We start from the raw sequence: 14,619 nt of genomic DNA on the forward strand, positions 1-14,619 counted from the left end.
GGTAGCGGACGGACGAGAGGGCACCCAGGCGTTCGATGCCACTCGACGTCACTCCCTGGTGGTGACCCACCTGCGCCAGTCGTGTGTGGCCCAGCCTACGTGGCCGGGCCCCCGAAACGCACGCTGCGTCCCTCGACCTGCAGCCCCTCCCGGGCGATCCGCCCGACCGCGTCCACGAGCATGGCCCGCTCGGCGACCTTGATCCGCTCGTGCAGGCTCGCCACGTCGTCGTCGTCGGCCACCGGCACCGCCGACTGGCTGATGATCGGGCCGGTGTCGACCCCGCCGTCCACGACGAACAGGGTGCAGCCGGTGACCTTCACGCCGTACGCCAGGGCGTCGGCCGGGCCGCGCACGCCGGGGAACGCCGGCGAGAGCGCCGGGTGGGTGTTGACGACCCGGTCGGGGAAGGCGGCGAGGAACTCCTCGCTGAGCAGCTTCATGAACCCGGCCAGCACCACCAGGTCTGGCTCGAAGCCGGCGACCGCCGCGGTCACCGCCCGGTCCCACTCGGCGCGCGACTCGAAGTGCGAGAGCTGCTTGACGAAGGTGGGCACCCCGTGGCCCTCGGCCCGTGCGAGCCCCTCGATGTCGGGCCGGTCGGCGCCGACGGCGACCACCCGGGCGCCGTACGACGGGTCCTCGCACGCGTCCAGCAGCGCCTGGAGGTTGGTGCCGGACCCGGAGACGAGGACGACGAGGCGCGCGGGCGCGGAGGGACTGGCCACGCCGCGAGTCTAGTGACCCTCGAGCTCCTCGGCGTCGGCCGGCACCGAGGTGTGCCGCTGCCACCAGGTGATGGCCAGCCCGCCGACCAGCCCGCCCACGCCCATCGCGGTGATCAGGTGGAAGAGGACCTCGGAGGTGAACGGCCCGACGAACCGCATCCGCCCGGGCCCGGCCGCGCCCCCGGCCAGCGAGGTCAGGAGGGTGAGCACCAGCCCGGCGACGATCCCGCCGCCGCAACCGCGCAGCGCCCCGTGGTCCCAGCGCAGCGTCGGGCGGCGGCGCTGCACCCGGACGGCGGCCGCCGCGGCCACCGCGGCCGGCACCAGCAGGACGAGCGTGGGCCAGGCCACCGGGGTGCCCTGCTCGGGCAGCGCCGCGAGCAGGGGGAGCATCGGCAGGGGTCCCAGCACCACGACGCCCGGCGAGACGACGGTGGCTCCCCCGACCGCGAACCCGGGACCGGCCAGGAACGCGCCGGCACACAGGACGGCGTTGGGCACCAGCGCCAGGGTGACCAGGACCAGGAGCACCGACTCGCCGGGCGAGGTGCCCAGCTGCTCCACCATGTTGGCCGCGGCGCCCAGGTCGAGCAGGAGCGCGGCGACGAGCAGCAGCGCGGCGACGCCGAGCTGGAGCAGGACGGCCGAGCGGGCGGTCGCGGCGCCGTGGCGCACGACCGGCGACAGGGCGGAGGCCCACACCGCGGCCCGGCCGGAGCCGATGGCCACCGCGGGCGCGGCGACCAGGAGGCTGAGCGCCAGCACCCAGAGCAGGACCGGACCGCCGGCGGAGGGGAAGTCGTCCCCGACCGCGCGGCCGACCACCGAGGCGACCGCGGTGTAGCCGGCCGCGAACCCGGTGACCGCCACCGGCACCGTCCAGTCGCGCTCCCCGTCCGCGAGCCGGTGCACGTCGGGACCGTGGCCCCACAGCGACTCCCCGAGGCGGCGACCCGAGCGCCAGGTGCTCCAGCAGGCGAGCAGGGTGAGCCCCAGCGGCACCAGGGTCACCGGTACGCCGGAGACCTCGACACCCGAGCCGTGGGCCACCAGCCACGCCCCGGCGGCCACGGCGAGGGCGTCGCGCGGCTCCCCGTGGGCGCCCGCGTCGCTCAGGTACCAGCCGAGCAGGGTGAGCAGGGCCGCCAGGACCAGCGTGAGCGTTGCGGCCAGGAGACCGGAGACCACGGCCAGCAGCAGCACCGGACGGCGCCGCCGCCCAGGCTCCGGCTGGTCCGGGGTGGTTCGTTCCCGGACGGCGGAGGAGGAGAGCAGGGAGGTCATGGCCCTGCCATCATCGCTCCGGCGACTGGCTCCCCGGCGCAGGCACGCCGTCCTCGCCGCGGCCCGGCACCGAGACCGGGCAACGTTCCTCACACTCCTGCTCCGGGCATCCCGGGTCGCCTGCGCGCGGCCTTGCTCCTCCCGTACCGTGGAGTCGCCATGACGCACGCGAACGACTTCGACGACCTCTACCGGGACGTCCGTGACCGCCTGCTCGCCGAGGCGTACGCCCTCACCGGGGACCTGCACGTCTCCCGCACTGCGGTCCGTGACGCCCTCGCGGTGGCGTGGCACCACTGGCACAAGGTGCAGCACCTGCCGGACCAGGAGGCGTGGCTGCGGCCGCTCGTCTGGAGCCGGGCCCGGCACCGGCACTCCGCCCGCCCGTGGCACAAGGAGAAGGGGGTGCCGACCGAGGTCGTCTCGACCCTCGACGCCCTGGCCACCCTCGACCTGCCGCAGCGCAAGGCACTGGTGCTCACGCACCTCACGCCGCTCTCCCAGCCCGACGCGGCCCGTGAGATCGGCGTCCCGCCGTCGGTGGCCGCCCAGCTCGTGGCCGAGGGCACCCGCCGCTTCGCCGAGGCCCGCGAGTCGTCCCCGGAAGAGGTGGGCGACCACCTGCGGGGCCTGGCCGCCGCGGTGGCCGGCGGCAGGTGGCCCAGGAGCACGATCCTGCGTCGTGCCGGGACCGCCCGCCGCCGCACCTACACCGCGCTCGGGGTCGCGGCCACGGTCGTCGCGGTGGTGACCAGCGGCATGGTCGTCGCCCAGGGCGACTCCGTGGACGCCACCCTGGGCCAGCAGGGGTTCGAGCGCCGGGCCACCCAGGTCGAGGCCGAGGAGACCGCGCCGACCCTCTCCGACGAGGTGCTGCTGAGCGCCCCCCAGGTACGCCGGCTCGGGCGCGGCCTGGAGTGGACCGAGTCAACCGCCCACGGCAACCAGGAGGGCGACGGCCTGGTCCTGCCCTGCCAGCAGGACCGGTACGCCGGTCCCGCGCCGCTGGCCGCGCTGGTCCGCGACTTCTCCGCGAGCGACCGCCCGGCGCGCGGGGGCGGCAAGAACAAGAAGAAGAACACGAACAAGAAGGCCCAGGAGTCCGCCAGCGCCGTCCAGTCCGTCGAGCTGGCCGCCAGCCCGGAGGAGGCCGCCGAGGCCTTCGGCACCGCCCAGGCGTGGGTGGCCGGCTGCGCCATGCCGAGGACCCAGCTGCTGGCCGTGCACGACCTGCCCGGCGTCGGGGACGAGGCACGGGTCTTCACGCTCCGCCGGTGGGCCGGTCCCACCCGCACGGTGCACGTCGCCCTGGCCCGCACGGGCCAGCTGCTGGTCGCGACCGCCGCCAACGTCGGTGGCCTACGGCCCGCTCCCGGGCCCGCAGCCAGCGTGCTGGCCGCCGCGGTCAACGCGACGTGCGGGACTCCCGGCGCGGGCGAGTGCGCCTCCCCGCCCAAGCCCCGGGTCACCGCGGTGCCGAGCACGGGAGTGGTCCCCGGCCTGCTCAGCGAGGTCGACCTGCCGCCGGTGGCCGGCGCGGTCGGACCCTGGGTGGGCACGAGCCCCGAGCCCGCGGACGTCAACGTCGCCGCCACCCGGTGCGACCGGACCAGCTTCCAGGGCAAGGGGCTGCAGGGCGGGGTCACCCGCACGTACCTCTTCCCCCGGGGCAAGCGCGCGGACGAGTTCGGCGTGACCGAGTCGGCGGCCCGGAGCAGGAACCCCAAGGTCGGGCGCGCCTTCGTCGCCCAGGTCCGCAACCGGGTGGCGCAGTGCGCCCAGGAGGGGTTCGGCACCGAGGTGGAGCGGCTCGTCCACCGGGAGAGCAAGAAGGTCGACCTGACCGTGTGGCGCCTCGAGCTGGCGATCTCCGACCAGGCCTCCGTCGAGTTCCTGATGGCGATCATGCGCCACGGCAAGACGGTGGCCCAGGTGGGCTTCACCCCGGCGCGCGGCCGCACGATGGCCCGCGACGACTTCACCTGGCTCTCCCGCCGCGCGCTGGAGCGACTGCCCCGGCTCACCCTCGAGTAGCCGGGGGGCGCTCCGCACCCCCAGGCACCGCTCGGGGCACCGTCAGGACGCACGAACGCCCCGACCACCAGGTGGCCGGGGCGTCCGTCGAGACGTCGGAGCTCAGAGGCTCTCGAGGATCTCCCGCATCAGCGCGGCGGTCTCGGACGGCGTCTTGCCGACCTTGACCCCGGCGGCCTCGAGGGCCTCCTTCTTCGCCTGCGCGGTGCCCGAGGAGCCGGAGACGATGGCGCCGGCGTGGCCCATGGTCTTGCCCTCCGGGGCGGTGAAGCCGGCCACGTAGCCGACGACCGGCTTGGTGACGTGCTCCTTGATGTATGCCGCGGCCCGCTCCTCGGCGTCGCCGCCGATCTCGCCGATCATCACGATCGCCTTGGTCTCCGGGTCGTTCTCGAAGGCCTCGAGGGCGTCGATGTGCGTGGTGCCGATGATCGGGTCGCCACCGATGCCGATGGCGGTGGTGAAGCCGTAGTCACGCAGCTCGTACATCATCTGGTAGGTCAGCGTGCCCGACTTCGAGACCAGGCCGACCGGACCCTTGCCCGCGATGGTGTGCGGGGTGATGCCGGCCAGCGACTCTCCGGGCGAGATGATGCCGGGGCAGTTGGGGCCGATCATCCGGGTCTTCTTGCCCTTGAGGTAGGCGAAGACCTCGGCGGTGTCCTGGACCGGGACGCCCTCGGTGATGACCACCAGGAGCGGGATCTCGGCGTCGATGGCCTCCAGGCACGCAGCCTTGGTGAAGGCCGGCGGGACGAAGGCGACGGACACGTCGGCGCCGGTCTCCTTCATCGCCTCCTCGACGGTGCCGTAGACCGGGAGGGTCTGGCCGTTGAGCTCGACCGTGGTGCCGGCCTTGCGGGCGTTGACGCCGCCCACGATGTTGGCGCCGGACTGGAGCATCAGGTCGGTGTGCTTGGAGCCCATCCCGCCCGTGATGCCCTGGACGATGATGCGCGAGTCCTTGTTGAGGTAGATCGTCATAGTTCGAGTCTTCCGTTTCTCAGGCGTTCGCCAGCTCGGCGGCCTTGTCGGCCGCGCCGTCCATCGTGTCCACCTGGGTCACGAGCGGGTGGTTCAGCTCGTCCAGGATCGCGCGACCCTGCTCGACGTTGTTGCCGTCGAGACGGACCACCAGCGGCTTGGTGGCGTTGTCGCCGAGGATCTCCAGGGCACCCTTGATGCCGTTGGCGACCTCGTCGCACGCGGTGATGCCACCGAAGACGTTGACGAAGACGCTCTTGACCTGGGGGTCGTTGAGGATCACGTCGAGGCCGTTGGCCATCACGGTGGCGTTGGCGCCGCCGCCGATGTCGAGGAAGTTGGCGGGCTTCACGCCGCCGTGCGCCTCACCGGCGTACGCGACGACGTCGAGGGTCGACATGACCAGACCCGCGCCGTTGCCGATGATGCCGACCTGGCCGTCGAGCTTGACGTAGTTGAGACCCAGGTCCTTGGCCTTCGCCTCGAGCGGGTCGGCCTCCTCGCGGATCTCGAACTGCGCGTGCTCGGGGTGCCGGACCTCCGAGGCGTTGTCGTCGAGCGACACCTTGCCGTCGAGCGCCTCGAGCTTGTCGCCCTCGAGCCGCGCGAGCGGGTTCACCTCGACGAGGGTGGCGTCCTCCTCGACGTACACCTTCCACAGGGCCTGGACCATCTCGATGGCCTGGTCCCGCAGCTCGGCGGGGAACTTCGCGTCGTCCACGATCGCGGCGGCCTTCTCCGGGGTCACGCCCTCGAGCGCGTCGATCGGGATCTGGCGAACGGCCTCGGGGTTGGTCTTGGCGACCTCCTCGATCTCCACACCACCCTCGACCGAGGCGATGCACAGGTGCGACCGGTTGGAGCGGTCGAGCAGGAAGGAGAAGTAGTACTCCTCGACCGGCGGGGTCGCCGGGGTGACCAGGACGCGGTTGACCGTCAGCCCCTTGATCTCCATGCCGAGGATGTTCGACGCGTGCTCGAAGGCCTCGTCGGCGGTCTTGGCGAGCTTGACGCCGCCGGCCTTGCCACGGCCGCCGGCCTTGACCTGGGCCTTGACGACGGTGACGCCGCCCATCTGCTCAGCAGCGGCCTTGGCCTCCTCGGCCGTCTCCACGACGACTCCGAGGGTGGTCGCGACGCCGTGCTTGGCGAAGAGCTCCTTCGCCTGGTACTCCATCAGGTCTGACATTCACCCAGTCCTTTTTTTCTCATTGACAGTCCGGGGATTCCTCAGGGCACCCTAGACCCGGTCGGAGCCGTTCCCGCAGTCCGGGTCCCGCGGTGGACCAGCCCCCGCGCCCTACCCGGACGTAGCGTGAGTTCCATGACCTCGGTGGTGTGGTTCCGGCGCGACCTGCGGACCCGCGACCACCCCGCGCTGCTCGCCTCGCTGGCGGAGGCCGCCACGGTCCCGGTCTTCGTCGTCGACCCCCGTCTGTGGCACCGCGCCTCCCCGGTACGCCGCTCCTGGCTCGCCCTCACCCTGCGCGCCCTGGACGAGCGTCTGGAGGGCCGGCTGACCGTGCGGACCGGGGACCCGGTCGAGGTCCTGCCCCGGCTGGCCCGCGAGGTGGAGGCGCGCACGGTCCACGTCTCGGCCGAGACCACCCCGTACGGCGCTGCCCGCGACGTCGCGGTGGCCGCGGCGCTGGCGGAGCAGGGGACGCGGTGGCGCGACACCGGCTCGCCGTACGCCGTGGGCCCGGGCCGGGTGCGCAACAAGGCCGGCGACCCCTACCGCGTCTTCACCCCGTGGGCGCGGGCCTGGCGGGAGACGGGCTGGGCGGCGCCGGCGGCGACCCCGCGCTCCCCCGACCTGGTCCGTGCGGACTCCGACGCCGAGGCCGTCGGGGTGCTGAGCGCAGCCGTCGAGGAGGCGCCCGAGGGACTGCCCTCCCCCGGCGAGGAGGGGGCGTGGCGCCGATGGCGGCACTTCCGCGACCAGCTGCTGGCGCGCTACGACGACGACCGGGACCGCCCCGACCGGGACGGGACGTCCCGCCTCTCGCCCTGGCTGAGCCTGGGCGTGCTGCACCCCCGGTCCCTGCTCGCCGACCTCCCGGCCGACGCGAGCCCCTCGGTGGAGCGGTTCGTCACCGAGCTCGGCTGGCGCGAGTTCTATGCCGACGTCCTGCACCACGCTCCCGGCTCCGCCTGGTCCGACCTGCGCCCCACGCTGGCGGGCATGGCCTACAGCACCGAGGAGGACGCCGTCGAGGCCTGGCGCACCGGCACCACGGGCTACCCCTTCGTCGACGCCGGGATGCGACAGATGCTGGCGCAGGGGTGGATGCACAACCGGTTGCGGATGGTCACGGCCAGCTTCCTGTGCAAGGACCTGCACGTGTGGTGGCCGCTGGGGGCCAGGCACTTCCTCCAGCACCTGGTCGACGCCGACCTGGCCTCCAACAACCACGGGTGGCAGTGGGTGGCGGGCTCCGGCACCGACGCCTCCCCCTACTTCCGGGTCTTCAACCCGGTGCAGCAGGGGCTGCGCTTCGACCCTCAGGGCGACTACGTACGCCGCTGGGTGCCCGAGCTCGCGCACCTGGCGGGGGCCGCCGCGCACGAGCCGTGGCGCCACCCGCAGGGCTACGAGCGCGACTATCCCGCGCGGATCGTGGACCACACCGAGGAGCGCCGCGAAGCGCTGCGCCGGTACGAGCAGACCACGCGCGAGCGCTGAGGTGACCCCATCAGTCACACCCGCCGCAGGACTCCCAGCCCGCACGCCGAACCTGGTCCTGTGGACCCCGTGCGATGCGCACAACGATGAACATTGCTGGTTGCGTTCAATTACGCCCGGGTAGCACTATCCAGTACAGTCAGCCGAGTTATTCGGACTGATGCACGTCTGTACCCCCACTTTTCGCGAGGTAAACCTTTATGGGAAACCACCGAGCCGAGCGCGGCGGTCGTCGTGCGACCTCGGAGGTTCGCGCACCGCGCAAGCCCCTCCTCACCCGTCAGAGCACCGTGCGCAGCCCGGAGAGGCCCGCGGCTGCCGTGGCGGCCCCCGTCGCCGCACCGGCCGTCGCGCCCACCGTCACGGCGGCCCCCACCAGGGCAGCCGCCCCTGCGAGCAGCCGTCCCGGCAAGCGCGCCGCCCGTCCTGAGCCCAAGCGTGCGCGGACCACCCGCACCCTGGCGCCCGCCCGCACCGCTCCCGCCCGCGTCTCCCGCGCCGCGGTCGAGCAGACCCCCACCATCGCCTCGCACGCCGCCGCCCCGTCCGGCCCGGTCCGGGTGGCCACCTCGTCCACCGAGATCCTCTCGCCCGCCACCGGCAAGCGCCGCGCCGTCCGCACCTCCAGCGGCACGCGCTCCGCCCTGCTCAAGCGTCTTCCCTCCGCGCCGATCCTGGCGGGAGTCGCGGCCCTGGCCGTCTCCACCGGCGGCGCGGTGACCGTAGCCGGCCCGACGATCGCCGACTCCACGCACAGCGCGAGCTCCGAGCTCTCCGCCGCGAGCACGATCTCCGGCGCCGGCGCCGGCAGCGAGATCCTCGCCGAGCGCACCGAGGTCGTCAGCCGCGACTCCAACCGGGTCGAGGCGCAGAAGGCCACGGAGGCCAAGCTGGTCGCCCAGGCCGAGAAGGCCGCGGCGCAGCGCTCCAAGACCCTCGAGACCATCACCGTGCAGGCCGAGCGGCAGGCCGACAAGATCGAGGCCAACCTGTGGGTCATGCCGGTGGAGGGCTACCGCCTCTCGGCCACCTACGGCTCGGTCAGCGGTCTGTGGGCCTCCAGCCACACCGGCCTCGACTTCGCGGCCCCCGCGGGCACCCCGCTGCGCGCGGTCGCCAACGGCACCATCACCGAGGTCGGCTACGACGGCTCGTACGGCAACAAGACCGTGCTCACCCTCGAGGACGGCACCGAGATCTGGTACTGCCACCAGACGAGCATGCACGTCAGCGTCGGCGACCAGGTCGTGGGCGGCGAGACCATCGGAACCGTCGGCAGCACCGGCAACTCCACGGGCCCGCACCTCCACCTGGAGGTCCGCCCCGGCGGCGGCGACCACGTCAACCCGTACTCGGCGCTGCTCGAGCACGGCCTCCAGCCCTGATCCAGCGGCGCTGATCCAGGAGCCCTGAGGCCGGCCCTCAGAGCTTCTCGACCGGGGCGTAGCGCAGCAGCAGGCGCTTGACGCCCTCGGACCCGAAGTCGATCGACGCCACCGACTTCTCCCCTGCGCCGTCGAGCGAGACCACGGTGCCGAGTCCGAACGAGTCGTGCACGACCCGGTCCCCGGGCGACAGCGAGGGGATCTCCCGGGTCCGCTTCGACTTGGCGGCGGCGTCGGCGCGCAGGGCGGCCGAGGAGAAGTTGCGTCGCCCGGCCTCGGTCGGCGAGCCCATCCGCGCGGGCGAGCCCGACGTCAGGTCGGGTCGGCTCCAGCGCGTCTGCGCGGCCTCGGTACGCCGCCAGTCGACGAGGTCGACCGGAAGCTCGTCGAGGAAGCGCGAGGCGGGGTTGTGCGAGGGCGCGCCCCAGGCGGAGCGGACGACCGCCCGGGAGATGTAGAGCCGCTCGCGGGCCCGGGTGATCCCCACGTAGGCGAGCCGGCGCTCCTCCTCCAGCTCGACCTGGTCGCCCAGGGAGCGCATGTGCGGGAAGACGCCGTCCTCCATCCCGGTGAGGAAGACCACCGGGAACTCCAGACCCTTGGCCGTGTGCAGGGTCATCAGCGTGACGACGCCCTGGTCCTCCTCCGAGGGGTCGGGGATCTGGTCGCTGTCGGCGACCAGGGCGACCCGCTCGAGGAAGTCGGGCAGGCCGGGGGCCACCGTCCCCGCGTCGACGTCGGAGGGGTCGGCCGAGGGACCGGCGACCGGGTCCTCGGAGAACTCCCGCGCCACGGCCACGAGCTCGGCGAGGTTCTCCACCCGGGTCCCGTCCTGCGGGTCGTCGGAGGCCTCCAGCTCGGCCAGGTAGCCGCTGCGCTCGAGCACCGTCTCCAGCACCACGTCGGCCCGCTCCCCCGCGGCCACCATCGACATGAGCTCCTCGACCATCTCCACGAACGGCGTGATGCTCCGCAGGGAGCGGGTCGCCAGACCAGGAGCCTGGTCGGCCCGGGTCAGCGCCTGCCAGAAGGTGAGTCCGTCGCGCTGGGCGAGCGCGGCGATGCAGGCCTCCGCCCGGTCCCCGATGCCGCGCTTGGGGGTGTTGAGGATCCGTCGCAGGGAGATCTCGTCGTCGGGGTTGACCAGCATCCGCAGGTAGGCCAGCGCGTCGCGGACCTCCTTGCGCTCGTAGAACCGGACGCCGCCCACGACCTTGTAGGGCTGGCCGGTTCGGATGAAGACCTCCTCGAACACCCGGGACTGCGCGTTGGTGCGGTAGAAGACCGCCACGTCCGCGGGCCGCTGACCGGCGTCGACCAGCCGGTCGATCTCGTCGGAGACGAACCGGGCCTCGTCGTGCTCGTCGTCGGCCACGTACCCCACGATCCGCTCCCCGTCGCCGGCATCGGTCCACAGCCGCTTGGGCTTGCGGCCCTTGTTGTGGCCGATCACCGCGTTCGCGGTGGCCAGGATCGTCTGGGTCGAGCGGTAGTTCTGCTCCAGCAGGATCGAGCTGGCGTCGGGGAAGTCCTGCTCGAAGTCGAGGATGTTGCGGATGTTGGCGCCACGGAAGGCGTAGATCGACTGGTCGGCGTCGCCGACCACCATCAGCTCGGCCGGCTCCACCCGCTCGGCGGCGGGGGCGCTGCCTATCTCCTCCGGGTCGTGCGCGCACAGCTGGTGGATCAGCGCGTACTGCGCGTGGTTGGTGTCCTGGTACTCGTCGACGAGCACGTGCCGGAACCGGCGTCGGTAGGTCTCGCGCACCTCCGGGAACGCCTGGAACAGGTGGACGGTGAGCATGATGATGTCGTCGAAGTCCAGCGCGTTCGCCTCGCGCAGGCGCCGCTGGTAGACCTTGTACGCCGAGGCGTACGCCTCCTCGAACCCGTTCTTGGTCTCCTTGGCCGCGTCCTCGGCGTCGCGCAGCTCGTTCTTCTGGTCGGAGATCCAGTTCAGCACCGCGCCCGGCTGGTAGCGCTTCGGGTCCAGCTCGAGGTCGCGCAGCACGAGGGTGATCAGCCGCTTGGAGTCGGCCGCGTCGTAGATGGAGAAGCCCGACTTGTAGCCGAGCCGGTCGATCTCCTTGCGCAGGATCCGCACGCAGGCGGAGTGGAAGGTCGAGACCCACATGATCCGCGCACGCCGGCCGACCAGCTCCTCGACCCGCTCCTTCATCTCCGCGGCGGCCTTGTTGGTGAAGGTGATCGCGAGGATCGAGCCCGGGTGGGCCTGTCGCTGCGCGACCAGCCAGGCGATCCGGCGGGTCAGCACCCGGGTCTTGCCCGAGCCGGCCCCGGCCACCACCAGCAGCGGCGCACCAGCGTGCACCACGGCCTTGCGCTGCGGCTCGTTGAGCCCGTCCAGCAGCTGTTCGGCGGTGGGACCGCCACTCCCCCCGGACCCGCTCGGGGCGGGGCGTTCGGGGCGGGACAGGTGCTCGAGGCCAGGAAGGGTGAAGGGGTTGCTCATCTCGGTGCCAACCCTACGCGGCGGCACCGACGCCGGCCTCAGGCGTGCGCGGTGCTCCAGAAGACCGCGACGCCGATGTTGACCAGGGTCAGCGCCAGCAGGCCGTAGTACAGCCCGTTGGGGATGGACGGCTTGCGCATGTTGGCCATCACCAGCACCAGCAGGACCAGCGCGATCGCGAACTTGACCGCGATCTTGACGTGGTCGGGCTCGCCGACCGACTCCAGCACCCCGACGAGCAGGATGCCGGTGACGAAGGCGGTGCCGATGCCGTCGCGCATCAGGCTGTTGACCTGCTTCTCCCCCGACCTCGCCTGGACCAGCAGCCCGCCCAGCAGCGCGGCGTAGCCCAGGATGTGCAGGAACAGCAGGATCAGGCGCAGGGTGTCCATGCGCGGAGACTACCGGGCGGTACGCAGCCCCGGACCTCCGGGTTGAGGCGGCGGAGCCGCCGCCGACCCGGCGCGTCAGCCCTTGCGGACGGCCCGGCGGGCACGCGGCGCCGGGCGGACCACCAGCACCGGGCACGGGGCGTACTGCTGCACCCGCTGGGCCGTGCTGCCCAGCAGCACGGTGTCGCTCAGTCCGCGGCTGCCGCTGGCGACGACGACCAGGCCGGCGTCCTGCTTCTTGGCTACCTTGAGGATCTCGGTGGCCGGGGAGCCGCTGCGGATCCGGCGCTGCACCTTCGGCCCCCACCCGTCGAAGACGGCGGCGACCGTGGCGACCGCGTGCTCGGCCTGCGCCCGGAAGCCGGAGCTCAGCACGTCGTCCTTCTCCTCGCCCACCGGCAGGTCGTCGGCGAACGGGACGGCCGCCAGCGGGCGGATCACCGCGACCACGGTGATCGTGCCGATCTTCGCCGGGTCCGCGAAGGACTTCAGGTGGCGGGCCGCAGCCAGTGACTGCTTCGACCCATCGGTCGCGACGACGACGTCCATGTCAGGCTGCCTTTCTCCGGCTGACCACATACTGCACCACGAAGAGCACGAAGCCCACCGCCACCAGTCCGCCGCACCACAGCAGCGACGAGGGGTCGTCCCAGACCACGTAGCCGAGCAGCACCACGTTGCCGACCAGCCCGACGGCGAGCAGCCAGCGCGGGGCGTGGAAGGTGTGCTCGTGCTCGTCGGAGCCGGTCAGCTTGAACGCGGCGACGATCACCAGGGCGTAGATGAAGAGCAGGAAGACCACGGTGACGGTGGCGAGCCGGGCGACCAGGTCGAGCCCGCCGTCGGTCGCCTCGGTCACCCAGGTGCCGATCACCAGCAGCAGCACGAGGACCACCGCGCTGAACACCAGGCCCACCCAGGGGCTGCGCCGGCCCTCGTGGATCCGGGCGAAGACCCGCGGCACGACGTTCTCCCGCGCCATCCCGTAGAGGATCCTCGGCTGGGTGACCACCGCGACGAGGGTGGTGTTGGTGATCGCCACGCAGGCGATGATCGTGAACAGCACGGTCAGGAAGCCGAGCGGGACCGGGACCAGGTCGGCCTTGACCACCTCGAGCAGCGCGGCGTCGGAGTCGGTCAGCGTGGAGACCTCGACGGTGATCGCGGCGGCGATCGAGACCAGCACGTAGATCACCCCGGCGGCCACCATGCCGCCGATCAGCGCCCGTGGGAACGCCTTCTCCGGCTCGACGGTCTCCTCCGCGACGTTGACGGCGTTCTCGAAGCCGGTCATGGAGAAGAATGCCAGCGCCACACCGGCGATGATCGCGAAGATGGCGTTGTCGCCGTCGCGGGTGTCGAACTGGGTCAGCACCCCGAAGTCGGCCTCGCCCTGGGCGGCGTACCAGATCCCGATGCCGACGATGATCACCAGGCCGGCGATCTCCACGAAGGTCATCACCATGTTGGCCACCACCGACTCGGTGATGCCGAGGAAGTTGATCACGGTGAGCAGCAGCAGGAAGACCAGCGCGACCACCAGCGTGGGCGGGAACGCCCAGAGCTCCCCGAAGTACTGGGCGAAGCCGGTGGCCAGCGAGCCGGCGGCCGCGAAGCTCGCGGCGAGGAAGCTGACGGTGACCAGGAAGGTCAGGGCACGGTTGCCGAACGCCTGGTTGACGTAGAGCGCCGCCCCCGCCGCCCGCGGGTACTTGGTCGCGAGCTCGGCGTAGGCCAGGCCGGTGATCGCGGCGACCGAGACGCCCACCGCGAAGGCGATCCAGAAGGCCCCGCCGACCACGCCGGCCACCGAGCCGATCAGGACGTAGACGCCCGAGCCGAGCACGTCGCCCAGGACGTAGAAGAACAGCAGACGGCCGGTGATCGAGCGCTTGAGCTCGGAGTCCTCGGAGGCGTCGGGGGTGCTCGCCCCTGCCACGGATGTGTCGTTCACCCGCTCTCTTTGCCCGAACGGTTCTCGCGCGAAACCTCAGGCGCGGCGCCCGGTCACAGCAGCCGGCGGTCCGAGGCCCAGCGGGTGAGCTCGTGGCGCGAGGAGAGCTGGAGCTTGCGCAGCACCGAGGACATGTGGGTCTCGACGGTCTTGACCGAGATGAAGAGCTCGCGCGCCACCTCCTTGTAGGCGTAGCCCCGGGCGATCAGCCGCATCACCTCCCGCTCGCGCTCGGTCAGCCGGTCCAGGTCCTCGTCGACGGTGGCCACCTCGATGGACCCGGAGAAGGCGTCCAGCACGAAGCCGGCCAGCCGCGGGGAGAAGACGGCGTCCCCGTCGGCCACCCGTCGGATCGCGTCCACCAGCTCCGGGCCGGTGATCGTCTTCGTCACGTAGCCACGCGCACCGCCCCGGATGGTGCCGATCACGTCCTCCGCGGCGTCGCTGACGCTGAGCGCCAGGAAGCGCGGCCGGTCCTGGGTCCGGCGCATCACCTCCACCCCGCCGCCGCCGGGCAGGTGCACGTCGAGCAGGACGACGTCGGGCGCCTCGTCCCGGATCACCCGGACCGCCTCGTCGACGTCGGCCGCCTCGGCGACCACGTCGACCAGGTCCTTGCCGGCCACGGCCAGCTCGGCCCGCACGCCGGCCCGGAACATCGCGTGGTCGTCGACGACCACCACCCTGGTGCGCTCCACC

Annotated in this window: 12 protein-coding genes and 1 riboswitch; of the genes, 3 read left to right on the plus strand and 9 right to left on the minus strand. The window is 72.4% G+C overall.

Annotation, left to right across the window (positions count from 1 at the left end):
- Positions 1–15: 15 nt before the first annotated feature.
- A riboswitch (ZMP/ZTP riboswitch) is annotated at positions 16–93 on the minus strand.
- A gap of 2 nt (positions 94–95) precedes the next feature.
- Both purN and H8838_RS14645 read right to left on the minus strand, forming a co-directional pair.
- A complete protein-coding gene (purN, locus tag H8838_RS14640; RefSeq protein ID WP_185996559.1) occupies positions 96–728 on the minus strand; it encodes a phosphoribosylglycinamide formyltransferase in 633 nt (210 codons plus the stop codon).
- A 9-nt stretch (positions 729–737) separates the two neighbouring features.
- Positions 738–2,012 (minus strand): cell division protein PerM, encoded by a 1,275-nt coding sequence (locus H8838_RS14645; RefSeq protein WP_185996558.1) that lies wholly within the window; start codon positions 2,010–2,012, stop codon positions 738–740.
- Between the two features lie 159 nt (positions 2,013–2,171).
- Between H8838_RS14645 and H8838_RS14650 the strand changes: the two genes are divergently transcribed.
- A complete protein-coding gene (locus tag H8838_RS14650; protein WP_185996557.1) occupies positions 2,172–4,046 on the plus strand; it encodes a SigE family RNA polymerase sigma factor in 1,875 nt (624 codons plus the stop codon).
- Between the two features lie 102 nt (positions 4,047–4,148).
- Here H8838_RS14650 and sucD read toward each other — a convergent pair whose 3' ends face one another.
- Complete coding sequence (gene sucD, locus H8838_RS14655; RefSeq protein ID WP_181312170.1) at positions 4,149–5,030, minus strand: succinate--CoA ligase subunit alpha; 882 nt, start codon at positions 5,028–5,030, stop codon at positions 4,149–4,151.
- A 19-nt stretch (positions 5,031–5,049) separates the two neighbouring features.
- Complete coding sequence (gene sucC / locus H8838_RS14660) at positions 5,050–6,219, minus strand: ADP-forming succinate--CoA ligase subunit beta (RefSeq protein WP_185996556.1); 1,170 nt, start codon at positions 6,217–6,219, stop codon at positions 5,050–5,052.
- A gap of 135 nt (positions 6,220–6,354) precedes the next feature.
- On the opposite strand from sucC, the gene H8838_RS14665 reads away from it, so the two are divergent.
- Positions 6,355–7,716, plus strand: coding sequence for a cryptochrome/photolyase family protein (locus tag H8838_RS14665; protein WP_185996555.1), 1,362 nt, complete (start codon positions 6,355–6,357; stop codon positions 7,714–7,716).
- A gap of 320 nt (positions 7,717–8,036) precedes the next feature.
- On the plus strand, positions 8,037–9,101 hold the full coding sequence (locus H8838_RS20225; RefSeq protein WP_219924379.1) for a peptidoglycan DD-metalloendopeptidase family protein: 1,065 nt from the start codon (positions 8,037–8,039) through the stop codon (positions 9,099–9,101).
- A 37-nt stretch (positions 9,102–9,138) separates the two neighbouring features.
- Here H8838_RS20225 and pcrA read toward each other — a convergent pair whose 3' ends face one another.
- The 5 genes from pcrA to H8838_RS14695 all read right to left on the minus strand — a co-directional run bounded on the left by pcrA (position 9,139) and on the right by H8838_RS14695 (position 14,618).
- Positions 9,139–11,574, minus strand: a complete 2,436-nt coding sequence (pcrA, locus tag H8838_RS14675) for a DNA helicase PcrA (protein WP_181312166.1) — start codon at positions 11,572–11,574, stop codon at positions 9,139–9,141.
- 38 nt (positions 11,575–11,612) lie between these two features.
- The gene (locus H8838_RS14680; protein ID WP_181312165.1) at positions 11,613–11,966 is read right to left on the minus strand and encodes a hypothetical protein; all 354 of its coding nucleotides are present in this window, start codon (positions 11,964–11,966) and stop codon (positions 11,613–11,615) included.
- A 75-nt stretch (positions 11,967–12,041) separates the two neighbouring features.
- Positions 12,042–12,515, minus strand: a complete 474-nt coding sequence (locus tag H8838_RS14685) for a universal stress protein (protein ID WP_181312164.1) — start codon at positions 12,513–12,515, stop codon at positions 12,042–12,044.
- 1 nt (position 12,516) lies between these two features.
- Positions 12,517–13,920: an APC family permease gene (locus H8838_RS14690; protein WP_219924378.1), complete on the minus strand. Its 1,404-nt coding sequence runs from the start codon at positions 13,918–13,920 to the stop codon at positions 12,517–12,519.
- A gap of 53 nt (positions 13,921–13,973) precedes the next feature.
- Positions 13,974–14,618, minus strand: coding sequence for a LuxR C-terminal-related transcriptional regulator (locus H8838_RS14695; RefSeq protein ID WP_181312163.1), 645 nt, complete (start codon positions 14,616–14,618; stop codon positions 13,974–13,976).
- Between the last annotated feature and the right edge of the window lies 1 nt (position 14,619).

The sequence above is a fragment of the Nocardioides campestrisoli genome, assembly GCF_013624435.2.
GTDB classification, from domain to species: domain Bacteria; phylum Actinomycetota; class Actinomycetes; order Propionibacteriales; family Nocardioidaceae; genus Nocardioides; species Nocardioides campestrisoli.